The organism is Pseudomonas sp. Irchel 3A5 (assembly GCF_900187575.1).
GTDB classification, from domain to species: Bacteria; Pseudomonadota; Gammaproteobacteria; order Pseudomonadales; family Pseudomonadaceae; genus Aquipseudomonas; species Aquipseudomonas folii.
In genome coordinates, this window is record NZ_FYDU01000019.1 from 57,202 (window position 1) to 83,189 (window position 25,988).

Annotated in this window: 22 protein-coding genes; 12 read left to right on the top strand and 10 right to left on the bottom strand. The window is 58.7% G+C overall.

The genetic code is table 11. From position 1 onward, the window contains the following. Positions 1-69: 69 nt before the first annotated feature. Complete coding sequence (locus CKW31_RS26055; RefSeq protein WP_095101462.1) at positions 70-1,362, bottom strand: M20 family metallopeptidase; 1,293 nt, start codon at positions 1,360-1,362, stop codon at positions 70-72. A gap of 70 nt (positions 1,363-1,432) precedes the next feature. Between CKW31_RS26055 and CKW31_RS26060 the strand changes: the two genes are divergently transcribed. Next, the gene (locus CKW31_RS26060; protein ID WP_095101464.1) at positions 1,433-2,203 is read left to right on the top strand and encodes a GntR family transcriptional regulator; all 771 of its coding nucleotides are present in this window, start codon (positions 1,433-1,435) and stop codon (positions 2,201-2,203) included. 227 nt (positions 2,204-2,430) lie between these two features. Here CKW31_RS26060 and CKW31_RS26065 read toward each other — a convergent pair whose 3' ends face one another. From CKW31_RS26065 to CKW31_RS26080, 4 genes are read right to left on the bottom strand one after another with little or no spacing between them, the layout of a single operon-like run. After that, positions 2,431-3,660 carry a Zn-dependent hydrolase gene (locus tag CKW31_RS26065; RefSeq protein WP_095101466.1) on the bottom strand — a complete coding sequence of 410 codons (1,230 nt, stop codon included), beginning with the start codon at positions 3,658-3,660 and terminating at the stop codon, positions 2,431-2,433. A gap of 23 nt (positions 3,661-3,683) precedes the next feature. Beyond that, positions 3,684-4,613 carry a glyoxylate/hydroxypyruvate reductase A gene (locus tag CKW31_RS26070; RefSeq protein ID WP_095101468.1) on the bottom strand — a complete coding sequence of 310 codons (930 nt, stop codon included), beginning with the start codon at positions 4,611-4,613 and terminating at the stop codon, positions 3,684-3,686. Next, positions 4,610-5,365: a class II aldolase/adducin family protein gene (locus tag CKW31_RS26075; protein WP_095101470.1), complete on the bottom strand. Its 756-nt coding sequence runs from the start codon at positions 5,363-5,365 to the stop codon at positions 4,610-4,612. The genes CKW31_RS26070 and CKW31_RS26075 overlap by 4 nt, the downstream gene beginning before the upstream one ends. Next, a complete protein-coding gene (locus CKW31_RS26080) occupies positions 5,362-6,672 on the bottom strand; it encodes an MFS transporter (protein WP_095101472.1) in 1,311 nt (436 codons plus the stop codon). Before CKW31_RS26080 ends, CKW31_RS26075 begins: the two co-directional genes overlap by 4 nt. Positions 6,673-6,825: 153 nt before the next feature. Here CKW31_RS26080 and CKW31_RS26085 point away from each other — a divergent pair, with 153 nt between their 5' ends. Beyond that, positions 6,826-7,791: a LysR family transcriptional regulator gene (locus CKW31_RS26085; protein WP_095101474.1), complete on the top strand. Its 966-nt coding sequence runs from the start codon at positions 6,826-6,828 to the stop codon at positions 7,789-7,791. 8 nt (positions 7,792-7,799) lie between these two features. Here CKW31_RS26085 and kdgR read toward each other — a convergent pair whose 3' ends face one another. Continuing rightward, the gene (gene kdgR, locus CKW31_RS26090; RefSeq protein WP_095101476.1) at positions 7,800-8,582 is read right to left on the bottom strand and encodes a DNA-binding transcriptional regulator KdgR; all 783 of its coding nucleotides are present in this window, start codon (positions 8,580-8,582) and stop codon (positions 7,800-7,802) included. Between the two features lie 151 nt (positions 8,583-8,733). On the opposite strand from kdgR, the gene CKW31_RS26095 reads away from it, so the two are divergent. The 6 genes from CKW31_RS26095 to uxuA all read left to right on the top strand — a co-directional run bounded on the left by CKW31_RS26095 (position 8,734) and on the right by uxuA (position 16,079). Next, complete coding sequence (locus CKW31_RS26095) at positions 8,734-9,741, top strand: sugar kinase (protein WP_095101478.1); 1,008 nt, start codon at positions 8,734-8,736, stop codon at positions 9,739-9,741. After that, positions 9,741-10,952 (top strand): D-mannonate dehydratase ManD, encoded by a 1,212-nt coding sequence (manD, locus tag CKW31_RS26100; protein WP_095101480.1) that lies wholly within the window; start codon positions 9,741-9,743, stop codon positions 10,950-10,952. The genes CKW31_RS26095 and manD overlap by 1 nt, the downstream gene beginning before the upstream one ends. Positions 10,953-11,031: 79 nt before the next feature. Continuing rightward, a complete protein-coding gene (locus CKW31_RS26105) occupies positions 11,032-12,063 on the top strand; it encodes a Zn-dependent oxidoreductase (RefSeq protein ID WP_095101482.1) in 1,032 nt (343 codons plus the stop codon). A gap of 67 nt (positions 12,064-12,130) precedes the next feature. Further along, positions 12,131-13,429, top strand: a complete 1,299-nt coding sequence (locus tag CKW31_RS26110) for an MFS transporter (protein ID WP_095101484.1) — start codon at positions 12,131-12,133, stop codon at positions 13,427-13,429. A gap of 11 nt (positions 13,430-13,440) precedes the next feature. After that, positions 13,441-14,886, top strand: coding sequence for a mannitol dehydrogenase family protein (locus CKW31_RS26115; RefSeq protein ID WP_095101486.1), 1,446 nt, complete (start codon positions 13,441-13,443; stop codon positions 14,884-14,886). Positions 14,887-14,903: 17 nt separating this feature from the next. Continuing rightward, positions 14,904-16,079 carry a mannonate dehydratase gene (uxuA, locus tag CKW31_RS26120; protein ID WP_095101488.1) on the top strand — a complete coding sequence of 392 codons (1,176 nt, stop codon included), beginning with the start codon at positions 14,904-14,906 and terminating at the stop codon, positions 16,077-16,079. A 275-nt stretch (positions 16,080-16,354) separates the two neighbouring features. Here the strand turns inward: uxuA and CKW31_RS26130 are convergent, their stop codons facing one another. The 3 genes from CKW31_RS26130 to CKW31_RS26140 form a co-directional block, all read right to left on the bottom strand. Further along, positions 16,355-17,068, bottom strand: coding sequence for a FadR/GntR family transcriptional regulator (locus CKW31_RS26130; protein ID WP_095101580.1), 714 nt, complete (start codon positions 17,066-17,068; stop codon positions 16,355-16,357). 98 nt (positions 17,069-17,166) lie between these two features. Further along, on the bottom strand, positions 17,167-18,690 hold the full coding sequence (locus CKW31_RS26135) for a UxaA family hydrolase (protein WP_095101492.1): 1,524 nt from the start codon (positions 18,688-18,690) through the stop codon (positions 17,167-17,169). Positions 18,691-18,714: 24 nt separating this feature from the next. After that, positions 18,715-19,725 (bottom strand): zinc-binding alcohol dehydrogenase family protein, encoded by a 1,011-nt coding sequence (locus tag CKW31_RS26140; RefSeq protein WP_095101494.1) that lies wholly within the window; start codon positions 19,723-19,725, stop codon positions 18,715-18,717. Between the two features lie 312 nt (positions 19,726-20,037). Between CKW31_RS26140 and CKW31_RS26145 the strand changes: the two genes are divergently transcribed. Together CKW31_RS26145 and CKW31_RS26150 are read left to right on the top strand one after the other, a co-directional pair. Continuing rightward, positions 20,038-21,162, top strand: coding sequence for a sugar diacid recognition domain-containing protein (locus tag CKW31_RS26145; protein WP_095101496.1), 1,125 nt, complete (start codon positions 20,038-20,040; stop codon positions 21,160-21,162). A gap of 87 nt (positions 21,163-21,249) precedes the next feature. After that, positions 21,250-22,392, top strand: a complete 1,143-nt coding sequence (locus CKW31_RS26150) for a glycerate kinase (RefSeq protein ID WP_095101498.1) — start codon at positions 21,250-21,252, stop codon at positions 22,390-22,392. Here CKW31_RS26150 and CKW31_RS26155 read toward each other — a convergent pair. After that, complete coding sequence (locus tag CKW31_RS26155; RefSeq protein WP_095101500.1) at positions 22,389-23,297, bottom strand: LysR family transcriptional regulator; 909 nt, start codon at positions 23,295-23,297, stop codon at positions 22,389-22,391. The two genes, CKW31_RS26150 and CKW31_RS26155, sit on opposite strands and share 4 nt — an antisense overlap. Positions 23,298-23,434: 137 nt before the next feature. Here CKW31_RS26155 and CKW31_RS26160 point away from each other — a divergent pair, with 137 nt between their 5' ends. After that, positions 23,435-24,490 (top strand): tartrate dehydrogenase, encoded by a 1,056-nt coding sequence (locus tag CKW31_RS26160; protein WP_095101502.1) that lies wholly within the window; start codon positions 23,435-23,437, stop codon positions 24,488-24,490. 93 nt (positions 24,491-24,583) lie between these two features. Further along, positions 24,584-25,879, top strand: coding sequence for a dicarboxylate/amino acid:cation symporter (locus CKW31_RS26165; RefSeq protein WP_095101504.1), 1,296 nt, complete (start codon positions 24,584-24,586; stop codon positions 25,877-25,879). Positions 25,880-25,988 lie beyond the last annotated feature (109 nt).

Sequence of the window (25,988 nt, forward strand, 5' to 3'; positions counted from 1 at the left end):
GTGGGCGTAGGGCAGCCAGGTAAGAAGCCGATAACCAGTCTTGATGCCGGTCTTCGGTGTTTCCAGTGTTCAGTCAGCAGGTGACTCAGTGAGCGCTGGCGAAACGAAGTCAGCGGCCAGATAGGTCAGGATCGATTGCGCCAGCGCCACCAGATCGCTGCGGGTGGTGTACTCGTCCGCAGCGTGAATACGGCTTTCCGGGCGGATCAGTCCACCCAGCAGAATTTCCTGGATGCCCGCTTGTTGCACCCATCCCATGTCCGAACTGCTCGACGAGCCGTAGCGCTGAAACTGTTCCGGGGTGAAACCGAAGCCGACACCCAGCGCCGCCTGCCAGCGCGGCCAGTGCGGACCGGTAGGGTCCGCAACCGGGGCCAGATGACCAATCACTTCATGTTCGAAGGACAACGCTTCGCTATCCGCCATGGCGCTCTCAATGCAGTTTTTCAACTCAGCCATGACCTGTTCGTAAGGCTCCTGCGGCGCGTAGCGGCGATTGATCAGGATGTCGAATTGCGCCGGGACGGTTGATCCCTTGCTGCCACCATGGGCGGCGGCCAGCGTCATGCGTGAAATCAGCGGCGCGCCGTTGTAATGCGGAGGCGCGGGCATCGGCCAGGCTCGTTTTTGCACGTCGAGCTTCAGGCTGTGCAACGCATTGAGCAGCGGCAGGCTCTGTTCAATGGCATTGATTGCATTGACCGGCTCACCCGAATGCGAGGAGCGGCCTTTGACCGTGATCTTCAGATCGATGCTGCCAAAGCAGCCCGCCCAGATGCGGGGGGCGGCGCCGCCGTTGAAGCTGAGGATATGGCCTTCCACCAGTTGTTGTTCGGCCAGATAACGGATACCTGGGTACAAACCGCCTTCCTCGTCAGTACACAGTAACAACGATGGGCAGTAGCGCAGCGGCAAATTGAAACGCTGGGCAGCGCGCAAGGCAGCGAGGGTGGAGGCGATGCTGCCTTTCATATCAGCGGTGCCGCGGCCAATGAGTTTGCCTTCGACCTCGGTCAGTTGCAGCGGCGGCTGAGTCCAGCCGTCGCCCGGCGGTACGGTATCGACATGGAAATACAAGCTGCAGACTTCCTGATCGCCAGGCTGACGAGCAACAAGATTGATGCGTTCGCCATAGGCTTCGCCGCTGCGGGTCTGCCATAACGTTTCGGGCACCGTGACGCGTCGGGTGTCCATCCCCAACGGCGCGACCAACTCATCCATGAGGTCGGCAAACGCGCCGTAGCCCGCACCGGGAGGAAAACAGGTGTCTACGGCGATCATGCGTTGCAGATCATGGAGGAGCGAATCATGATCCGCCTCGATTGACTCGAGTGCCTGTTTCAGCGCCGCATTCATCGTCATTTTTCGCTCTCGATGTATTTCTATATAGTTTATAGTTAAGTATCCACGCACGGCCCGTCAAGGAAAAAAGATGACAGACAGCAACCCGCCGCTTGCACCTGTGAATTTCTCGCGCCTGAGCGAAAACGACGGCGCGCCCCTTTATGAGGTAGTCAAACGGCATATTTCCGAGGCAATCCTCCTAGGCGAGTGGGCAAGCGGCACGGTGATACCCAGTGAGAATGCTTTGGCGGCCGATTTCGGCGTGTCAGTCGGCACCATCCGGCGCGCATTGGCCGAGTTGGTGTCCGAGGGGATGCTGATGCGCAGACGCAAAACGGGCACCGTGGTGACCGGCTGGGCTCCGTTGCACAACCTGCGCTATTTCTTCCAGTACTTCCGATTGCACAACAAGGAAGGCGCGCTGCTGAAATCGCGCACGGTATTGCTTGATTACCAGTTGGGGGAGGCCAGTGCGAACGATGCGGAAAAGCTGCTGATCGAAGAGGGCAGTCCGGTCTATCGCTTGCACCGCCTGCGTAGCATCGACGGCGTGCCTGCGATGCATGAGCAGTTCACGATTGTGGCCAGTAAAGTCCCGGATTTTCCTGGCCCGGAGGAATTGCCGGAATTGCTCTATCGTTATCTGCTTGAGCAGTACGGTCTGCGTGTTGCTGCTGTGCGGGAGCAACTGACGGCTGGTCTGGCCAATGACGAGGATTGCGCACTGCTGGAACTGACCGCGCCCCATGCAGTGATGATTATTGATGCGGTGTCATTCGATCAGGCCGCCACGCCGGTCATGATGACCCACCAGCGCGCGAGCACTGAGCACTTCATGTACGTCAATGAGATTCGGTAGGATCCCTGCAGACTGGCTACGCGCCGTGAGCGGGGATTAAGTGGCGGTTCAATATTCGTCTGCAAACCCCAATCCCCGCAGGAGCGAATTCATTCGCGAAAGGGCCGGTACCTCCGCAGCTTATATACGGCCTGGAATACCGCCTTCCGACTAGATTCGGTTCCACGGGCCGTCCATGAGCGTGAGATCATGATCGGCCCGCGTTCTGGGCTTGCCCGCTCAGTTTGTTATCGCTGAATCCGTTCGACAATGGCATTCAGCAGCACATCGCACCCCATCCGTGCATCTTCCGGGAAGATATCCTCGGCCTCGTTATGACTCAACCCGCCAACGCATGGGATGAACACCATGGTGGTTGGGCAGTGTCGAGCCAGCAGGATAGCGTCGTGGCCTGCGCCGCTGACGATGTCCTGATGCGGATACCCCAGCGCTTCGACGGCACGGCGCACTGCGGCGACGCAGTCCTTGTCGAACGGAGTGGCCGGACTGAGCCAGTGGCGCTGTATGTTCAGGGTCAACCCGCGAGCGTCAGCCACTTGCTGGAAACGCTGTTGGACCTGCTGTTCCATGAGCGCAATCTGCTCGTCTTCGTGGTGACGTAAATCGACCGTGAAGTTCACGCTGCCTGCGATGGTATTGCGCGACGATTTGGCGATGCTCAACTGGCCGATGGTCACCAGCCCTTTGGGCGCGAACTCATCGGCCAGGGCTTCAAGTTGCGCAGCCATTTGCGCCACGCCAAACAGGGCGTCCTTGCGCAGTTTCATCGGTGTGGTCCCGGCATGGGCGCTCTGGCCTTTGACCTGCACGTCCAGCCAGCAAATCGCCTGGCCACCCGTCACCACGCCCACCGGGATGCCGTTATCTTCAAGGATCGGGCCCTGTTCGATGTGCGCTTCAAAATACGCATCGAAAGGACGTTTGAAGGGTTGCTCACCCACATGCCCGGTGGCGTCCAGCGCTTGAGCGACGCTGATACCGTCCGCATCGCAGGCGTCCAGCGCGGTCTGTAATTCCAGGCTGCCGGTGAATACCGCAGAACCAAACATCGCAGGCGTGAAGCGCGCACCTTCTTCGTTGGTCCAGACCGCAATCTCGATCGGGCGCTGGCTCTGGATGCCTTGCTCGTTCAGACAGCGAACCACTTCCAGCCCGCTCAAGACACCGTAGATGCCATCGAAGCGACCACCTTTGGGCTGGGTGTCCAGATGGCTGCCCATCACGATCGGATCAAGCGTGTCGTCCAGTCCGGCGCGGCGGGCGAACAGGTTACCGATGGCATCGAAGCTCAGGGTCATGCCTGCCTCCCTACACCAACTCATGAACAGCTCACGCCCGGCTTTGTCCTCCGCAGACAGGGCCAGGCGGCAGTTGCCGCCTTTGGCTGTGGCACCGACTTTGGCCATGTCCATCAGGCTGGCCCAGAGGCGCTCGCCGTTGGATTCAAGTACGCTCATCACTCAACCTCTTGTATATCGCTTCAGTAGCCCAGCGTCGGGTCCACCAGGTTATTCAGGGGCTCGCCGTTGATCAGGCGGCGGGCGTTTTCCGCGACCTGCTGCGCAATGCAATCGTCGGAGGCTGCGGAGGCCATGTGCGGGGTGATGATCACGCCCGGCATCTGCCACAAAGGATCATCGACCGGCAGCGGCTCCTGATCGAACACGTCCAGCACCGCGCCGCGCAGATGCCCGCTGGCCAGCGCCTGTTGCAAGTCATCAACGATCAGGTGCTGCCCGCGTCCGGCATTCACGACCACCGCGCCAGGAGCCAGAGCGGCAAAGGTCTTGCTGCACAGGATGCCTCGGGTAGCGTCAGTCAAAGGCAGCAGGTTGACCAGCATGTCCAGTCCGTCGAGGAATCCATTGAACTGTCCGTCACCGTGATGACAGACCACGCCCGGGATTTCTCGCGGGCTGCGTGCCCAGCCACTCACGGCGTAGCCAGCACCGGCCAGATCACTGGCAATCGCTGCACCCAGCGAACCCAGGCCCATGACGCCCACCTTGAATTGACCTGCGGGCCGCTGTGGATGACGCTGCCACGCACTGTGGCGTTGCTGCGCAGCCACGCGATCAAAATCACGATGAAAATGCAGCACTGCCCAGCGCACGTATTCGGTCATCCCGCGCCTATGGTCAGGGTCCACCACGCGGCAGGCGGGAAGATCCGCTCGACTCGGGTCAGTGCGCAAATGATCGACCCCGGCAGCCACCGAGTGCACCAGTCGCAGGTTGGGCAGGCTCGCCATGCTGCCTGCGGGCGGATACCAGCAGGCGGCGATTTGCGCCTCGGCGGCGGCCGGGTCATCGGGCAGTACCACCTTGAGTTCAGGCGCAATACGGGCAAATGCGTTTAGCAGTTCGCTGTCTAGAACGGTGTCATTGGTCAACAGGACGACGGTGGTCATGAGCAGTAGGACTCGCGTTGGTCTTCGATCAAGGTGAGTGCTGCTTTCCAGCTCAACTGAATGATCTCTGCGGCTTCATCGCGATCAAACTGTTGGGCTGTCAAACGGCACACTTCCTCGCTGGGTTGCACGAGTTTACTGTTACCGGACAGGGCTTGAACCTGTGCCTGACACGCTCGCTCGAGAAAATGTATCTCGTGGAACGCCTGAGCCACGCTGCCACCCCCCGCCAACAGCCCGTGATTGCGCAGAATCATCGCTTTATGAGGGCCGAGATCCGCCACCAGGCGCTCCCGTTCCTCCAGCGACAGGGCGATGCCTTCATAGGTGTGATAACCCAGCTTGCCGTAGAACTTCAGCGCATGTTGGGTGATTGGCAACAGGCCATGTTCCTGCGCGGCGACTGCCATACCGGCTGCAGTGTGGGTATGAATCACGCAATTCAGGTCTTCCCGGGCCATATGGATCGCGGAATGGACAACGAAGCCTGCGGCATTGACCCGACTGTTTTCCAGGTCACCATTGACCACCTGACCATGCTCATCGATGCGCACCAGATCGCTGGCTCTCATCCGATCGAAGATCACCCCGTAGCGGTTGATCAGAAAGTGATGTGCGGGACCGGGGATACGCAGGCTGATGTGCGTGTCGATCAAATCAGTCATGCGGAAGTGCGCCACCAGCCGATACAACGCAGCCAGTTCGCAGCGGGCCTGCCATTCCACAGCATCGATAGAGTCCGGGGTATTCATGAAAGCTCCTTGTTGAACGCTGGCTGCTGCGTGGTGTTGTCGTCACCGCGCAGACGCGCCAGACCACAGACGCCAAACAGCGAAATGCCTGCCAGCACACTGAAGAAAATCGCCAAAGGCAGCCACTGCCCGGCGTAGTGAGTCGCCAGCAACGTACCGATGATGGGCGTGCTGCCACCGGCAATCGCACAGATCAGCTGGTAGGCGATGGAAATCCCGCTGTAACGCAGGTGCGCCGGGAATGCCTGCGCCATGTAACCGGCAATCACCGCGTAGAGTGCTGACAGGGTGATCACGGCCATGGCGATGCCCAGGGTCATCAACGCGAGATTCTGAGTGCCGACCAACAGAAACATCGGGTAGGGCATGAACATCGAGAGCAGGGCGGTCAACATCAGGAACCGGCCTTCACCGATACGCTCAGCCAGCAATGCGCTGATCGGCTGGGAAATGAATTGCAGGACGGTCACGATAAACAGGCAATCCAGAATGGTCGCCCGGGAGATGCCCTGATACTGGGTCACGTAAGTGATCATGAAGGTGTTGGTGAAGAAGAACCCCGCCGAGCCGATGGTTACGGCACAGGCGGCAAAGAAAATCTGCCGCCAGCAGGTGCGCAGCACATCCAGGACCGGGTATTTGGCAGTTTCGCCTTTCTCGGCGACTTCTTTGAATTCCGGTGACTCTTCAACGCCAAAGCGGATCGCCAGGCCAATCATCATCAGCACGCCGCTGGCGAGGAATGGCAAACGCCAGCCCCAGTCGGCAAATTCAGCGGGCTCCAGAGATGTCACCAATCGGAAGGCAATCAACGCCAGCAGCAAACCGGCGGGGCTGCCCAGTTGCGCAAACGAGGCGTAGAACGTCTTGCGACCCTTGGGCGCATGTTCGCTGGCCATCAGCACCGCGCCGCCCCATTCGCCACCGACCGAAATGCCTTGCACGATGCGCAGCGCGACCAGACCAATGGGGGCCCAGATACCGGCGCTGGCGTAGCTTGGCAACAAGCCGATCCCGGTAGTCGCGAGCCCCATCAACAGCATCGTGAACAGCAACATCTTTTTCCGGCCAAGACGATCCCCCAGATGGCCGAACACCATCCCGGCCATGGGCCGTGCGATGAACCCCACCGCGAAAGTGCCAAAGGCGGCAAGGGTGCTCAGGCCGGGCGTATCGCTGGGGAAAAACACCTGGCCCAGGATCAGCGCGGCGGCTGTAGCGTAGATGTAGAAGTCGTAGAACTCGATGGTGGTCCCGATGAATGCCGCGGCAGCCGCTCGACGCGGCTGGTTGGATGAGGTTCGCATGCAAGGCCCTTTTGGTTTTGGCGTTATGGCAGGGATTGAGGCTGGTCACGTAGCGCTCTGGGGGCGCTTCCCTGCTTTATCGCTCGCTGCCTATAATTAATCAATTTGCTAATACTTATTTTGTGTATTAGTCAGGCTACTAATGGTGCGGTGATGAATAACGACGAATCGGTCGAAGCACAAGGCAAGTGGCAAGGGCGGCGCTTTCTCAATGATCGACTGGACTGGAACCTGTTGCGCACTTACCTGGCAATCGGTCAGGAACGCAGTATCAGCCGTGCGGCGGCCAGGCTTTTTGTCACGCAATCAGCGGTCAGTCAGTCGCTGAAACGTCTTGAAGGACAGCTCGATTGCGCGTTGATTGTGCGCAAGGGGCCGCGCTTCGACCTGACTCAAGCGGGGGAGGAGGTGTTTGGCATTGCTCAGGAAATGTATGGCAATGTCTCGCGCCTGGGTACGGCAGTTGAGGGTGCCGAGGAAGAAGTCGTTGGCAAAGTACGTGTGCTGTCCATCAGTCACGTGCAGTCACCGCTCTATGACGACTTTCTTGCGGACTTCCATCTAATGCATCCGCGTGTCGAACTGGAACTTGAAGTCATGCGCAGTTCGGACATTCAGAGTTCGCTGAACCAGAAAACTGCCAGTCTGGGCATCGGACTGTGCCGCTTCCCCCAGGCGAAACTGGAGCGGGTTCTGTTAATGCGCCAGCGCTACGCATTCTTTTGCGGCAAACGTCATCGACTTTTCGGCAAACGAGGGTTGGCACTGGATGCATTGCAGGGCGAAAACTTTGTCAGCTTCACCAGCGACCAGCTTGGCGGCAATCTGTCGCCACTGACGGTGTTCCGCGATCAGCAGGGCTTTACCGGCAAAATCGTCGCATCCTCGCCCAGCTTTGAAGAGATTCGCCGGTTGATCATTGCCGGTTACGGCATCGGTTGTTTGCCTGAACACCTGGTGGACAATGATTTGCACAACGGTCTGATCTGGCGTTTGCCACCGGCTGACGGCGTGGTGGATGTCGATATGTTTCTGATGTGGAACCGTGATCAACGGATGAACCGCGCCGAGACGGTTTTTATCGAGTCGTTTCGGCGAGTCATTGAAGAGGCGCTTTGATCAGCAGGTTATTTCGCGTGCCAGCCTAACTGGCTGGAAATCCGCTGCGTGGCTTTCATCAGCTGTTTGACGTAATCCTGCTTGAGTTCTTCGCGAAAGCGGAAGCAGGGGAATGACACGCTCATGCCACCGATCACATGACCAAAACGGTCGCGAATCGGCGCCGCCAGACAGCGCATGTTGTCTTCGAATTCTTCATGGTCTTCGGCATAGCCCTGCTCGCGAACCACCTGCAGTTCCTGCAAATAAGCATCGACGGTTGTCAGCGTGTTGGCTGTTCGGCGCTCAAAGCTTTCTTCCTGCAAGTGCGCCAGCAATTCCGGCTGATCCAGCCATGCCATCAAGACCTTGCCGATCCCGGTGCAGTAAAGCGGCGCGCGCCGACCGATGCGCGAATACATGCGCAGGTTGTACTTGGAGTCGATCTTGTGCACGTAGACGATGCTGCCTTCGTCAAGAATCCCCAAATGCACGGTCTCGCCGGTCAGCTCATTGATACGGCGCATGCCCGGCTCAGCCTCGCGGACGATGTCCAGATGAGGCAGGGCTTGCGCGCCCAATTCAAACAGTCGAACGCTGAGCCGGTAACGATCTTCGGCGTCCTGCACCACATAACCGCGGGCTTTGAGTGACTGCAAAAAGCGATAAACCGTGCTTTTGGACATGTCCAGTTTCTGCGCGATTTCCGATACGCCGCTTTCCTCGGGATGTTCTGCCAATGCCTCTAGTACCGCCATGGTCCGGCCTACTGCGGAGACCAGTTCATTGTTCTGGAGAGTGCTGTTGTCCATGAAGGCTCCAACGGGAACGGAAAACCCAAGAATATACGCTAGCGAATCAAAACGCTGTTTCATTTTTCTTGACGAGCTTCAAAATCTGATCAAAACTCCGCCCCAAGCTGCAAATGAAACGCCGTTTTAAAAATAATAAAGGCGCGTAACGATGAATGCGATTTCAAGACAACAGCCGCAATCCGTTTCACACAAACCCGTCACGGTAGCGATGGTGGGTGAGTGCATGATCGAGATGCGTGCCGAGTCAGCCTCGGACTTCAGCCAGACGTTTGGCGGTGACACGCTGAACACGGCCGTCTATCTCGCACGATTGAATCCAGCTGCACGCATCGCCGTGGAGTACGTGACCGCCATCGGCGCGGACAGCTTCAGCGACGCCATGCGCCAGTTGTGGTGTGACGAGGGCGTCGGCAACCGGCACGTTAGGGTGATCAAGGACGCATTGCCGGGGCTTTACGTCATCCAGACCGATACTCGTGGCGAGCGTCGCTTTGTGTACTGGCGCGGCCAGGCTGCAGCGCGGCGCATGTTCGACGGGCCTGAAGCAGATGCAATGCTGCAAGCTCTGGCCGACTACGACTACCTCTACCTGAGCGGCATCAGCCTGGCGATTCTCACGCCAGATGGTCGCGAGCGCCTGTTGGAGGCGGTGGCTCAAGCCCGGGAATCCGGCACCCGGATCGTTTTCGATAACAACTTCCGTCCTCACCTTTGGCCTGACGCCAGCGCAGCTCGCCAGGCCTATAGCGACATCCTGCGCCTGACCGATCTGGCCCTGATCACCTGGGAGGACGACGAAGCCCTGTTTGCTTACCCCGACGTGGAGGCCTTGTTCAGTGCCTATGCGAACTTCGGCGTTGACGAGGTCGTGCTCAAGCGCGGCGCGGCGTCATGCCTGATCAACTGCGCCGGCCAGCGCTTCGAAGTGCCTGCCGAAGCCGTGCGCAACATCGTCGACACCACGGCGGCAGGCGATTCGTTCAGCGCCGGATATCTCTCCTGTCGCCTGCAAGGCGGTGCCCCGGATCTCGCGGCTCAGTGGGGACATCGACTGGCCGCTCAAGTCGTTCAGCATCGCGGTGCATTGATCCCCGTAGCCGCGATGCCCAGTCTGGATATGCCTTCTTTTTCTTTTGCCGCAGAGGCCCGCAACTGATGAAAATCATTGAAGCCCGCGTGATCGTGACCTGTCCGGGTCGCAACCTGATCACTCTTAAAATCGTCACGGATGCCGGTATTTATGGCATTGGTGATGCAACCCTCAATGGCCGCGAACTGGCGGTGGTCGCCTACCTTGAAGAACACGTGCTGCCCGCGCTGATCGGTCGCGATGCCCACCGTATTGAGGACATCTGGCAGTACCTGTATCGCGGGGCCTATTGGCGCCGTGGCCCGGTGACCATGACCGCGATTGCCGCAGTAGACATCGCGCTGTGGGACATCAAGGCCAAGGCCGCCAACATGCCGTTGTATCAGTTGCTGGGTGGCAAGAGCCGCGAGCGGGTGATGGTGTACGGGCATGCCACCGGCAAGGACATCGAGGGTTGCCTGGACGAAGTCGCCCGCCATGTGGAGCTGGGTTACAAAGCGGTACGCGTGCAATGCGGGATTCCCGGCATTGCCACCACCTACGGCGTGGCCAAACGCAGTGGTGAGCGCTATGAGCCAGCCGACAGTGACCTGCCTGCCGAACATATGTGGGACACCGCCAAATACCTCAACTATGTACCCAAATTGTTTGCAGCCGTTCGCGAGCGTTTCGGTGACGACTTGCACATTCTTCACGACGTCCACCACCGCCTCACGCCTATCGAAGCGGGGCGGTTGGGTAAAGCTGTAGAGCCGTTCAATCTGTTCTGGCTGGAGGACTGCACCCCGGCTGAAAATCAGGCTGCGTTTCGCCTGATCCGTCAGCACACCACTACGCCATTGGCGGTGGGTGAAGTCTTCAACTCGATTCATGACTGCCGCGAGCTGATCCAGGAGCAGTTGATCGACTACATCCGCGCCACCCTGGTACACGCAGGGGGCATTACCCATGTGCGACGCATTGCGGACTTTGCTGCGTTGTTCCAGGTTCGTACCGGCTTTCACGGGGCTACAGACCTGTCGCCGGTGTGCATGGGGGCTGCGCTGCATTTCGATACCTGGGTGCCTAACTTCGGCATTCAGGAGCACATGCCTCACGACGAGCGAATAGACGAAGTCTTTCCTCACGCCTATCGCTTTGAAGACGGCCATTTCACTCCGGGCGAAACTCCGGGACATGGCGTCGACATTGACGAGAACCTCGCGGCGAAATACCCCTACAAACGCGCCAGCCTGCCGGTCAATCGCCTTGAAGACGGCACGCTCTGGCACTGGTAAGCCCAGCTTCGATACCAGTAAAAAACGATTTACCACAACAAGAACATCAGGCGGCGGCCGCCCTGACAGGAGTTATCCGATGAAAGCTTTTCAAGTAAGAGCACCTTTTGAGTTCGGCCTGGCCCAGGTCGAGGTGCCGCAAGTCGCACCCGGCGAAGTCAAGGTTGACGTCGCCTACGCCGGTATCTGCGGCTCGGACATGCACATCATCCACGGGCAGAACGCTTTCGTGCGCTTCCCGCGGGTCACCGGTCATGAGTTCTCTGGTGTGGTTCGCGAAGTGGGCGAGGGCGTTGAACACCTCAAGGCCGGCGACCGCGTGTGCATCGACCCGGTGATCAGTTGCGGCACGTGTTACCCGTGCAGGATCAACCGCCCTAACGTCTGCACAAAACTGCAAGTGATTGGCGTGCACCGCGACGGCGGTTTTAGCGAGCAAGTCTGCGTCCCGGCCGGTAACGCCCATCGCCTGCCGGACTCGATGTCTTTGAGCCACGCGGCATTGGTAGAACCTTACTCCATCGCGCTCAACGTGCTGGATCGCATGCAGGTGCATCCGGGTGACAGTCTGCTGATTTACGGGGCTGGGGTGATTGGCCTGACCCTGGTGCAGATGGCCCGGGCCCTGGGTTTGACCGATATCACCGTCACCGACGTGATCGACGCGCGGCTGGAAACCGCCAAAGCCCTCGGCGCCAGTCACACCCTCAATGGTCAGGCGGTCGACGTTGAGGCCACGATGCGCGAATTGACTCATGGCGAAGGCGTCCCGCTGATTGTCGACGCGGCGTGCATTCCGTCCCTGATGCCGCAAATGGTTCGCCTGGCCTCGCCAGCCGGGCGTATTGGCCTGTTGGGCTTCAACGCGACACCGAGTGATCTGGTGCAACTGGAAATGATCAAGAAGGAGCTTACCCTGGTGGGTTCGCGCCTGAACAACCGCAAGTTCCCCAGGGTGATTGAGCTGATTGCCAGCGGCAAATTGCAGGTTCAGGAGCTGGTCAGCCATCAGGTGTCTTTCGACGAGATGCCTGCGGCCATCGACCTGATCGAACACCATCCTGAACAGACCCGCAAGGTGCTGGTGCAGTTGGGTGAAGCGCGTCACTAGTCCGCTGTAGAAACGAGTGCCCCTTTGGGCACCCTCACCGAATAAACATAAAAAGCGGGAGGTTCCAATGTTTGGTCAAGGTCGTACATTAATTATCATCATGCTGTTCCTGGCAGGCGTCATTAACTACCTGGATCGCTCTGCATTGTCCGTGGCAGCCCCTTTCATCCAGAAGGACTACGGTCTGACGACAGGTGAAATGGGCATGATCTTCAGCAGTTTTTTCGTCGGCTACGCGGCGTTCAACTTCATCGGTGGCTGGGCGGCTGATCGCTACGGCGCAAAAACCACGCTGCTGCTGGCGATGGTGTTGTGGTCGTTGTTCAGCGGCCTGACTGTGCTGACCGTAGGTTTCGCTTCGTTGGTGCTGATCCGCATCCTGTTCGGCATGGGTGAAGGGCCGTTGAGCGTCACCACGAGCAAGATGGTCAACAACTGGTACACGCCCAAGCAACGTGCGCGGGCGCTGGGTTCGTCCATGTCCGGCACGCCGCTGGGCGGGGCGATTTCCGGGCCGGTGGTAGGCTTCATTGCCATCAGCTACGGCTGGAAAGTATCGTTCATTATCATCATGGTGGTAGGCCTGATCTGGGCTGCAGTGTGGTTCAAGTTCGTCAAGGACAAACCCGAAGGCAAGGTGGCTGAAGAGATCCAGCGCGCCGAAGGCACGAGCGAAGTGGCTTCGTTGCCGGTGCATCCGCTGCGTTATTACCTCAAGCAACCTACGGTGCTGTTCACCTCTCTGGCGTTCTTTTCCTATAACTACACGCTGTTTTTCTTCCTGACCTGGTTCCCCAGCTACCTGACCATGGCCCATGGCCTGAACGTCAAGGACATGAGCATCGCCACCGTCATTCCGTGGCTGCTGGGTTTCCTCGGTCTGGCCCTCGGCGGTTTCATTTCCGATTTCGTGTTCAAGAAGACCGGGCGGATGATGTTCTCCCGCAAAGTGGTGCTGGTCACGTGCCTGCTGGCCTGCGCTGCCTGTATTGCGGTGGCCGGGATCGTCAAAACACTTTATCCGGCGGTCATTCTTGTTGCGCTGGCCGTGTTCTTCCTCTACCTGACCGGTGCCATTTACTGGGCGATCATTCAGGACACCGTGCCTGCCGCACGCGTGGGTGGGGTCAGTGGCTTCATGCATTTCCTGGCGAACACCTCAGGCATCATTGGCCCGACCCTGACCGGTTTTCTGGTGCAGTTTACCGGCTCGTTCACCAGTGCCTTCCTGTTGGCGGGACTGTTGACCGTAATCGGCGCCGTGTGCGTGGCGCGTTACGTAAAACCGCTGAGCGCTGCAGACACGGGTGAGGCGGCTGTGCAGATCCCGCAGCATGATTCGGCCTTGAGCCATCCCAGAACATAAGGAGCGTTTCGATGCCAATTGTGAACCGTGTGCCTGCTGCCGACCCTGCCTCGGAGATCGGTATCGTGCATTTGGGCCTGGGGGCGTTTCATCGCGCTCATCAGGCGGTTTATCTGCAACGCAACCTCAACCGTCATGGCCAGAGCGACTGGGGGCTGTGCAGTGCCAACCTGCGATCAAACCATGCAGTGGTTGATCTATTGCGCGAGCAGGATGGCCGCTACCACGTCGCCGAGTACCGCGACCGTGAGCACGTGACGCTGCGGGAAATTGCGGTGGTGCGACAGGCGCTTTATGCGGGCGAGGGCGGTGATGAGCTGGAAAAACTGTTGCAGCGCATGGCCGAGCCGCAAACGCGGATTGTTACGCTCACCGTCACCGAAAAAGGCTACTGCTTGAGTCCGTCAACCGGGCAACTGCGCCTTGAAGATCCGACGATTGCCCATGACATTGCTCATCCGCACACGCCGCGTTCGGCGCCCGGTATCGTCCTCGAAGCCTTGCGCCGTCGTCGGACAGCTGACATCCCGGCTTTCACTGTCCTGTGTTGCGACAACATGCCTGACAACGGCCAGCGTACCCGGCAAGCGGTGCGCGGCTTAGCGGCAGAGCAGGATCAAGACCTGGCGCAGTGGGTCGACCAGCACGTGGCGTTTCCCAGTTGCATGGTCGACCGTATTGTCCCGGCCATGACCGCAGAGTCTTTCGGTCGTCTGGAGCAACAACTGGACTGCCATGACCCAGCGGCCGTGGTCTGTGAAAGCTTCAGCCAGTGGGTAATCGAGGACAACTTTCCGCTGGGTCGCCCTGACTGGGAAGTGGAAGGCGTACAGATGGTCGACGACGTGCAGCCCTTCGAAACGATGAAGCTGCGCATGCTCAACGGCAGCCATTCGTTATTGGCTTACGTGGGTGTGCTGGCGGGACATGAGTTGGTGTTCGAGGCGGTCAACGACGCCCGGATGGCAGGTCTCATTGAGCATTACATGGCCCATGAAGCCGCACCCACGCTGGACATGCCTGCGGGCATCGATCTTTCCCTCTATGCCCGCGATCTAATCGCGCGCTTTGCCAATGACAGCCTGCAACATCGCCTCCGCCAGATTGCCATGGACGGTTCGCAAAAGCTGCCGCAACGCTGGCTGCTCGGCGCACAGCAGTTGCTTGACGACGGTCGCGATATCGCTTGTACCGCTTTGGGCGTCGCGGCCTGGATTTGTTACTGCACGCAGCCGACTGAGCAGGTTATCGACGATCCATTGAACGCCACTTTTGCCGATCTGGCGGGGCGTTTCGAAGATGCGGCTCTGGTAGACGCATTTCTCGAACTGGATGAGGTTTTCCCGGCGGCGTTGGCCAATCGCCCTGCGTTTCGTGACGCCGTGCAACAGGCTTACAGCTCGCTGGTTGGCGAAGGTATCAGCAGCGTGCTGCAACGCTTCGCTGCACACCACTAACAAGAAAGGAGAAGCACATGGAACAGACATGGCGCTGGTTTGGCCCCAAAGACCCGATCTCCCTGGCGGATGTCCGGCAAACCGGAGCGACCGGCATCGTCACTGCGCTGCATGAAATCCCCAACGGCGAAGTGTGGCCAGTAGAGGCCATCGCGGCGCGCAAAGCAATGATCGAAGATGCTGGCCTGATCTGGTCAGTGGTGGAAAGCATCCCGGTACATGAAGACATCAAGCGCGGCTGCGGCCGACGTGATGAGTACATCGCCAACTACCAGCAGAGCGTGCGTAACCTGGCTAGTTGTGGCATTGATATCGTCTGCTACAACTTCATGCCGGTCCTGGACTGGACACGTACCGACCTGGCCTGGGAACTGGCAGACGGTGGTTGGGCACTGCGTTTCGACCAGACCGCGTTTGCCGCCTTCGACCTGTTCATCCTCAAGCGTCCGGGGGCAGAAGCCGAGTACAGCGCCGAGGATATTCAGCAGGCCAAAACCTATTTTGAAGGGCTGACCGAAAGCCAGAGCCAGGCGTTGGTTAATACCCTGATTGCAGGTTTACCGGGCGCCGAGGAGCATTACACCCTGGAAGATTTTCGGGCCTTGCTGCGTACTTACGCTGATATCGACGAAGCCCGTTTGCGTGAGCATCTGGGGTACTTTCTGCGTGCAGTGATTCCGGTGGCAGAGGAAGTTGGGGTACGCATGGCGATCCACCCGGACGACCCACCTCGTGCACTGCTGGGGCTGCCGCGCATTCTGTCCACCGCCGCCGATGCGCAATGGTTGCTGGACGCCGCGCCTAGCCAGGCCAATGGCCTGACGTTCTGCACCGGCTCTTACGGTGTGCGCGAGGACAACGATCTTGTGGCCATGGCCAAGCACTTTGCGCCGTACATCTACTTCACGCACCTGCGCTCAACCCGCCGCGAGGCGGACCCGCGCAGCTTCCACGAAGCCCATCACCTGGGCGGCGACGTTGATATGGTCGGGGTTATCCGTGAGCTGGTCACCGAGGAGCGTAGACGTGAACGCGAAGGCGGCCCACGCCTGCCATTGCGCCCGGACCATGGACATCAATTGCTGGACGATCAACACCGCAAGAGCAATCCTGGTTACTCGCTGATTGGTCGGCTCAAAGGCTTGGCAGAGATTCGCGGGGTGGAACTGGCTGTGCGGCAGCAGTTGAGTTGATGTTGTCCGTCTGATAGACCTTAGCGCCTATATCGCGGGCAAGCACCGCTCCCACAGGGGGAATGCGATCTCATGTGGGAGCGGTGCTTGCCCGGGAAGAACATGACACCGTGTTCCCCTGTTGGAGCGAGGCTTGCCGCGAAGAACGATAAAGCGGTTTTTCTGCCATACCGCGTCGACTGGTTCGCAGGCAAGCCCGGCTCCAACAGGAAGCTGCGATCTCCTGTGGGAGCGGTGCTTGCCCGCGATGCAGGCGCCACAGATATCAAGCTAACCTAACGCCCCAAATCCTCAGGCTCCAGCGCCTGCAGCCAGCGTCCTTCCGAGCGACTCAAATGCTGGCGCATCGAGGTCTGGGCGCCGAGCACGTCCTTATTGGCAACCGCACGCAGAATCGCCTCATGCTCAATGACCGCCGCTTCCCAGGTCGACGCATTCTCAGAATGCTTGCTCAAGTGAGCCGAAATCGGGTTGTGTCTCTCATCAAAGAGCGCAGTGATAATTCGCACCAGCGCCGAATTGCCGCTCATTTTGGCCAGCCGATGATGAAATTTGCGGTCGTCCTCCAGCGGTGGCAGGCCGTTGGCAATGCTTGCACGCATGGCGTCGATGCAGTCCTGCAAATAGCGGTAGTCACTTTTCTTGCCATGCAAACAGGCCAGAATCACGCTTTCGCCTTCGATCAACGCTCGGGCCTGCATCAGCTCCGAGGGGCTCTCGCCCAACGTCACAGGTTTGCTGCTGCCTTCCTTTTGGTTGGCACGCACATAAACGCCTGAGCCCATCTTGATTTCGACGGCGCCTTCGATCTCCAGTGCAATCAACGCCTCGCGCAGCGAAGGTCGCGATACCCCCAGCAACCGCGTCAGGTCACGTTCAGGGGGAAGCCTTGCACCGGTTTTGAAGTCCGCCTGCGCAATGTAATTGCGCAATTGATCGGCGATTTTCTGATACGGCTTTCGCTCAGCGGCGTTGATCGGTGAAACCATGGCGACGGCGTCCCTCGGAAAGTTGGCGAAGGCTACCATAGCGACTGATTGTTTCGCCGCTGATGAAACCGTCCATGCTGTCTGGATTCAAGCCGCTATCACATCACCGCGCCGATCTGCCATGGCAAAAACTCGTTATCCCCCAAGCCATTTTCTTCACTGCAGGTTTGCCGTCCGGAGGCGGTATCGAGCATCAACTGGAACAACCGTTGACCTGACTCGGCCACGGACTCAACCCCGTCGACAATCCCCCCGGCATTGAAATCCATATCCAGCTCCATGCGTTGGAAAAGCCCCGTATTGGTAGCAATCTTCAGCGAGGGTGTGGGCTTGCAGCCGTACGTCGATCCCCGGCCGGTGGTAAAGCAAATGAGGTTCGCACCGCCTGCCACCTGACCTGTCGCAGACACCGGGTCGTAGCCCGGCGTGTCCATGAACACCAGCCCCCGGACTTTAATGGTTTCAGCGTACTGGTAAACCCCCATCAAGCCGGTAGCACCTGCTTTGGCCACCGCACCCAGGGATTTTTCCAGAATGGTGGTGATGCCCCCGGCCTTGTTGCCGGGCGAGGGGTTGTTGTTCATGTCACCGTCGTTGTGGCGGACGTAGGCTTCCCACCAATGAATCCGCTCCATCAATTGCGCTGCGATTTCCAGGGCGGCGGCGCGGGCCGTGAGCAAGTGTTCAGCGCCGTAGATTTCCGGGGTTTCCGAAAGTATCGCGGTGCCGCCTTGTTGCACCAGCAGGTCGACGGCCGCGCCCAGCGCCGGATTGGCGGTGATGCCCGAATAACCGTCTGAACCGCCGCATTGCAGACCGACGCACAGGTGGCTAGCCGCTACGGTTGTACGCTGGAATTTATTGATGATTGGTAACATTGCCTCTATATGGGCGATGCCGCGTTGCACGGTTTCACGTGTGCCGCCCGCATCCTGGATGATCAGACTGGCCTTCAACAGGGTTGCGCGGTCGTCAAGCTCATCCAGCAACGGGGTCAGCTGGTTGACCTCACACCCCAGGCCGATCAATAGCACACCGGCGAAGTTGGCGTGATTCGCGTAGCCGCTTAACGTCCGCTTGAGGATGTCGATGCCTTCACCTTTGGCGCCCATGCCGCAACCACTGCCATGAGTGATGGCAACTACGCCATCGACATTGGGAAAGTCCTTCAGGCGCTCGGCAGTGAAAGCCTGGGCAATGTGTTTGCAGACAGTTGCGGAGCAGTTGACGCTGGAAATGATGCCAATGTAATTGCGGGTGCCGACCCTTCCATCGTCGCGCAGGTAACCTTCGAACGTGGCTGGCTCGTGGCTCAATGCAGTGGGCGAATAGACGTTCTGCACGCTGTGTTCGGAATTAACGGTCGGCATGGCCAGGTTATGCACGTGGACATAGTCACCGGGCTCGATGTTCTGCATTGCCTGGCCGATGGGCTGGCCATACTTGAGCACGTGTTGCCCGGCCGATACGCCGCGCAGGGCAATCTTGTGGCCGGACGGAATCGGCTGCCGGGCGATCAGCTCAATGCCGTCGGCGCTGAGCTGCCGGCCTTCGGCGATGTCACCTCGGGCGACAGCGACGTCATCCCCGGGTGATAAAACAAGCAAGGAGGGCTGGTTCATGGTGCGTCCTCTAAATGCGTTTTTTCAGCACTCGATGATGGCTTTGACGACGCCCTGTTTCGGGTCGAGCAGTGTGGTGAACGATTCGGCAACATCTTTGAGCGTCAGCCGATGGGTGTTCAGCGCTGCATCCGGGATCAGGCCGTTGCGCAAGCATTCCTCCACATAGTGGAAGTCCTCCTTGGTGGCGTTACGGCTGCCCATCAGGGTGGCTTCACGCTTGTGAAACTCAGGGTCGGAGAAGGTGATTGAGTCCCGAACCACTGAAATCATGACGTAGGTGCCGCCGTGAGCGATGAACTCGAAGCCGCGCTCCATGGCCCGGGCATTGCCAGTGGCGTCGAATACCACGTCGAAAAAATCACCTTCTGTGAGGTCGGCCAAAGCCTGCTTGTCGCCTTCGCCGATTTGCACCGCTGCTTGAATGTTCAAGTGTTGGCTACAGAAGGCCAGACGGTCTTCGCGGGTATCCAGTACCGTGACCCTCGCGCCGCGAAGACTGGCGAAGATCGCTGCGGCCATGCCAATCGGACCGGTGCCGACCACCAGCACGCGCTTGTCCGCCTGCACATTTGAGCGACGCACCGCGTGGGCTCCGATCGAGAGAAATTCGATCATCGCGGCCTGATCAAGAGAAACACCCGCCGCTTTATGAACGAATGCCTGGGGGATGCTCAGGTATTCGGTGAACGCCCCATCGCAGTGAACCCCCAGCACTTGAATTCGGGTGCAACAGTTGGTTTTGCCTTGGCGGCAAGCGATGCATGTCCCGCAGGAAAGGTAGGGCATCACGTAAACCACGTCGCCAGCAGCAAGCTCGCTGGTGCTGTCGGCGTCTTCGACGACCCCGGAGAACTCATGGCCCATGACTCGTGGGTATTCGAGGTAAGGCTGGTTGCCGGTGAAGATATGCAGGTCGGTGCCGCAGACACCCACGCGCTTGACGCGGATGAGGACTTCTCCGGCTTTTCTGAGCGGTTTATCGCGTTCGATAGCGGTTAACGAGCCGGGTTCGTTACAGATGACGGTCAGCATGCTGATGCTCCTTGTTGAGGGGAAGGGCACCGAGCGCGCTGCAGGCGGGATATCTACACATCAGGAGGCTCTCTTTGTTGATCTCTTTTTGTTGTAGTCGGGCAGGTGCCCGCTCGGATGATCACGCCTGAAAACTACACGCCGGGAATTTTATTGGCAAGACCAATATTTAGTTATCCTGAATTGGACCGACCAATTTGTATTTCTCGTTCCGCTTGTTTGGTGTCGCGCAGCTGACTTGTAAAAACGGTAACCGGACCTTCATGATGGTCAGCGGGCGTTATCCGGCCCGTGCATTTCAAGGACAAGAGCATGTTTGAACTGGACTACGCGCTGGCACAGGAAATTGTCGACCGCGCGATGGCCATCCTGCCCTGCAACGTGAATGTGATGGATAGCCAGGGGCTGATCCTCGGTAGCGGCGAAGCCGGGCGCATCAACACCCGTCATGAGGGCGCCCGGCAGGTTCTCGCTACTCAGCAAGTGGTGCTCATCGACGCGCAGTCCGCGTCGGGCCTCAAGGGTGTGCAGCCGGGCATCAACGTGCCGCTCATGCATGACGGGCGTTTGATTGGGGTTCTGGGCCTGACTGGTGATCCGCAAGCGCTGGAGACTTACGCGCAGTTGCTGCGCATGACCGCTGAAATGCTCGTCGCGCAGCGTCAACGAGAGGACGAGCGTCAGTGGCGCAAACTGCGCATTGATGAACTGCTGTCATTGCTGCTGAGTGGAAGCGGCGACCCGGCCCGGCTCCTTGATGAGGCGCAGCGTCTGGGTCTGAAGCCTCAGCTCTCGCGCACTCCGGTGTGGATTGAACTCACCTCGGATCAAGCGATGGCATCGGTGTGTGAGTGGCTGCACGGACGAACGCCGGACAGTTGGTGCCTGAGCTTTTCTGAAAAAAACCTGCTCTGGTGCTATCCCTCCACGGTGGGGATTGATCCTGACAAACTCTCACAAAAAATTCAGGCCCAGGGCTGGGCGATAGAGCGTCTGGCCTTTGGGGTGCCTGCACAGAACATCGCGCAACTGCGCAACGTCTGTGCCCGCGTGAAGACGTTGGCCGCTTACGGCTTGGAGGTGAAGACGCACGAGAGCGTTTTAATGCTGACGCGTTATCGCCTGCCGGTGATGTTATGGGCGCATCGCGAGGAGGGCACGACGGAGGAGTTGCTGGCGATTGTCGAGAAGGTGCGGGTCAAGGACAGCAATGGTCAATTGATGCAAACCTTGCGCAGCTGGTGTGAACACAGTGGGCAAGTTCAGCAATGCGCCGCGTCCCTCGGTGTGCACCGCAACAGCCTGCGTTACCGGATGGACCGGATCGCCGAAATCAGCGGGCTGGATCTGGACCGGCTGGATGACTTGATTGCGTTATACCTCGGCGTGCAATTGCTGCCTGAAACCGATTTATTGTGCGGGCGAACAATTGAATAACTCTAATGTTGTGCGAAAGACTAAAGCGCGAGCGGCGGTTAAGGTGTCAGCCTGAATGCACAACAAATAGATCGCCGGAGAGCATCAATGAAGATCGTCATAGCACCTGATTCGTTTAAAGACAGCCTGAGTGCGGCCGATGTTGCTCAAGCTATCGCGCTGGGCCTGGCTGAAGTTTTCCCTTCCGCAGAACTGGTTCAATGCCCCATGGCCGACGGCGGTGAGGGCACCGTGGATGCAATCCTGGCCGTACTCGACGGTGAACGACGTCAGCAGATTGTCACCGGCCCACTGGGCACAGACGTTACCGCTCAATGGGGTTGGTTGCCCGAGTCGCGTACTGCAATCATCGAAATGGCTGAAGCCAGCGGTCTGCAACTGGTGGCGGTGGCACAGCGCAACGCCTGCATCACGTCGACTGTCGGTACTGGCCAATTGATTGTCGAAGCTCTGAATGCAGGTGCTGAGAAGGTCGTATTGACCATCGGCGGCAGCGCAACCAACGACGGCGGTGCGGGCATGCTCACTGCATTGGGTGTGCGGTTTTATGATGCGCGAGAAAAACCGTTGGCTCCCGGCGGTCTCGCGCTCGCCGATCTTGCGCGCATCGACCTGAGTGGTATTGACCCCCGTTTGCAATCGGTCAGCTTTGAGATCGCCGCTGATGTCGATAACCCGCTGTGCGGGCCACAAGGGGCTTCCTTCACCTTTGGCCGACAAAAGGGCGCGAGCCCTGAGCAAATACAATCGCTGGATCACGCACTGGCGCGCTACGCCGATTGTTGCGCGGCCGTCCTCGAACGCGATGTGCGAGACGAACCCGGCGCGGGTGCCGCCGGAGGCATGGGCTTTGCCGCGAAAGCATTCCTGAGGGCAGGGTTTCGACCGGGTGTTGAAGTGGTGGCTGAACTGGTTGGCCTTGCAGAAAAAGTCCGGGACGCAGACCTGGTGATCAGCGGGGAGGGCAGTTGCGACTTCCAGACCCTGAGAGGCAAAACCCCCATGGGCGTGGCCCGCGTCGCCCAGAAGCATGGCGTGCCGGTGGTGATCCTCGCCGGAACATTGGGCGAAGGCTATGAAGCGCTGTATCAGCACGGTATTGCCGCTGCGTTTTCGGTGGTTTCCGGTCCGATGACCCTGGCAGAAGCCTGTCAGGACGCACCGCGTTTATTGCAGGAGCGGGCGAGAGATGTCGCCCGGGTGTGGCAACTGGGACGTACCACAGGCTAATTCTCCTCGACGTTATCGATGTGCTTGAAACGCTCGATCAGAAAGTCGATCAGGCTGCGCACTCGTGCTGACAAATGCAATTGCTGCGGGTAAACCGCGTACACGTCAGCCCGGGTCGGCGTCTGGTCCTCTAGCACCAGACGCAATCGGCCACTGCGCACATAACGGGCGATGTCCCATTCAGCCCTGAGCAGGATGCCGAACCCCTCCAGCGCCCAGTTCAGGGCGACCTCGCCATCGTTGCAGCCCAGTGCGCCATGCACCTTGACGTTGTCTGTGCGTCCACCGTTGGTGAAGCTCCAGACGCCATAAGGCGATTCGTTCTGGCGAATGAAAATGCAGTTGTGGTGCTGCAGCTCACTGAGTTTCTGCGGCGTGCCGTATTTCTCCAGATACAACGGCGACGCGCAGAGTAAACGACGGTTGGAGGCAATCTTTCGCGCATGAAAGGCGGCGTCCGGCAGTGTTCCGAAACGAATACCCAAATCGAAACCATGCGCCGCCAGGTCCAGCGGATGGTCACTGATCTCCAGCTGGATTTCGACTTCCGGATAGTGCGCGAAGAATGCCGCAAGGGCAGGGCCCACATGACGGCGACCGAACCCCAGCGAGGCATTGACACGAATCAAGCCCTTGGGCGTTGCACGGCTGCTGCTCATCAATTGTTCGAGATCATCAATCTGGGTGAGGATCCGCGCCGCGTGGGAGAAATACAACTCGCCTTCGGACGTCAGGCTCATCGAACGCGTGGTGCGATGAACCAGGCGAATGCCCAGCCGCGCCTCTAGCGCGGTCAGGCGTTTACTCACGGCTGGCGGGGTGACGCCAAGCTCGCGCGCAGTCGCCGCGAGACTGCCTTTATTGGCTAACAGATAGAAAAAGGACAAATCCAGCGTCTGGCTCATTCGTAACTCAAAGTTATTTATGTAGTGATTTGGAGTAACTCACGCCTCTTGATTCACTACATATACTCCGACCACACCCCGTTTGGACAGCCCGGTTCGACGGGAACAACAAGAAAATGACGAGAGTGGAGTTAACGATGAGCGCATACAAAATTGCTGCGGTTCCAGGTGATGGCATCGGTGTCGAAGTCATCGCCGCTGGCGTTGAAGTGCTGCAAGCCCTGTCTAAAAAATCCGGTTTTGAGCTGAACTTCAAACACTTCGACTGGAACTCGGACAACTACCTGAAAAACGGTCACTACATTCCGCAAGGCGGCCTTGAAGAGCTGAAGACCTTCGATGCGATTTTCTTCGGCGCGGTGGGCGCCCTCAATGTGCCGGACCACATTTCTCTCTGGGGCTTGCGTCTGCCGATTTGCCAGGGTTTCGATCAGTACGCCAATGTGCGCCCGGCGCGTGTATTGCCTGGGGTGAAAAGTCCCCTGCACAACGGCGACCAGATCGACTGGGTGGTAGTGCGTGAAAACTCCGAAGGTGAATACTCCGGCAACGGCGGCCGTGTACACCGGGGCTTGCCGGAAGAAGTCGCCACTGAGGTTTCGGTATTTACCCGTGCAGGGGTCGAGCGCATTCACCGCTTTGCGTTCGAACTGGCGCAAAGTCGGCCACGTAAACACTTGACCATGGTCACCAAGTCCAACGCCCAGCGCCACGGCATGGTGTTGTGGGACGAGATCTTCTACGAAGTTGCCAAGGACTTCCCGGACGTCAAAATCGACAAGGAACTGGTCGACGCAGTGACCACGCGAATGGTGCTCAAGCCTTCGACACTGGATGTGATTGTCGCCACTAACCTGCACGCTGACATTTTGTCCGACCTCGCGGCTGCCTTGTCGGGCAGCCTCGGGATTGCACCTACCGCCAACCTCAACCCATCGCGCAAATTCCCGTCGATGTTCGAACCGATTCACGGCTCCGCCTTCGACATCACCGGCAAAGGGGTTGCCAATCCGATCGCCACGTTCTGGACTGCCGCGATGATGCTCGAGCACCTGGGTGAAGCGGATGCGGCCAGGCAGTTGATGTCGGCCATCGAAGCTGTGACCGAGAGCGGTTTGCATACCCCGGACCTCGGTGGCAACGCCACCACCCGGCAGATCACCGACGCGGTGATCGCGCTGATCAACCGCTGATTCAAAGTAGTACTGCGGCACAACGCCGAGGGGCAGTTCACTGGAGCTGACTTCTCGGCATTTCCTGACAACAATAAAAATCAGGGCCCTGTCATGAAAAGAATATTTGGCAAGCTATACGTGCAAGTGCTCATCGCCGTCATCCTTGGCGCGCTGGTGGGTGTACTGGTTCCCGAGACAGGAACAGCGCTCAAGCCTTTGGGCGACGCGTTCATCAAATTGATCAAAATGCTCCTGGCCCCGGTAATCTTCCTCACCGTGGTGACCGGCATTGCCAAGATGGAAAACATGAAAGAGCTGGGGCGTGTCGGCTTTCGCGCACTCATCTATTTCGAAGTGGTTTCCACGCTGGCGCTGGTCGTCGGCCTGGTGGTAGTTGATGTGTTCAAGCCCGGCGCAGGCATGAACATCGATGCAGCGACACTGGATGCCTCCAGCCTTGCCAACTACACCACGGCGGCGAAGCATACGACGTTCATGGATTTCTTCATGAATATCATCCCGGACACCATCGTCGACGCATTCGCCAAAGGCAACGTCCTGCAGATCCTGCTGTTTTCAATCCTGCTCGGCGTGGCGCTGGCTCATGTCGGACCCAAGGGCAAACCCTTTGTCGACATGCTGGATAGCCTGATGCAGGGCATGTTCCGCATCGTCAACATGGTCATGCGTCTGGCCCCGATCGGGGCGTTTGGCGCTATCGCATTCACCATCGGCAAATACGGCTTTGGTTCGCTGTTTTCCCTGGGCAAATTAATGGCCTGCGTTTACCTGACCTGCATCGTCTTTGTGATCTTTGTCCTCGGGCCTATTTGTCGCTACAGCGGTTTCAGCCTGTGGAAATTCCTCAAGTTCATCAAGGAGGAGTTGTTCACTGTGCTGGGCACCAGCTCGTCGGAGTCAGTGCTGCCACAGATGATCACCAAAATGGAAAAAGCCGGGGTTTCGAAACCCGTGGCCGGCATGATTATCCCGGCCAGTCTGACCTTCAACCCGGATGGACAGGCGATCTACTACACCATTGCGGCTATTTTTATCGCTCAGGCGACCAACACGCCACTGACGCTGACCGACCAGTTGATCGTGCTGGCGGTGCTGATGTTCACCTCCAAAGGTTCGGCGGGCGTGACCGGTTCGGGCTTCATCATCCTTGCAGCAACGCTTTCCTCTTTGGGCACCATTCCGGTGGCGGGGATGGTGTTGTTGTTAGGTGTCGACCGCTTCATGTCCGAAGCCCGGGCGATCACCAATACCATCGGTAATGGCGTCGGCACCATGGCCATCGCCAAATGGGTCGGGGCGCTGGATACGGTAAAAATGAACAAGGCGCTCAATGGTGAAACGGAGTCGGTTTTGCCGGTCAAGGTTGAGCCGGTACTGTCAAGTTGAACCAGTCCTGTAGGGGCTCACCGAGCTTACGAGGCCAGCGATGGCGGAGTGTCAGCCAAACCACTATCGCTGGCCTCGTAAACTCGGTGAGCTTCTACAGGATCAATAT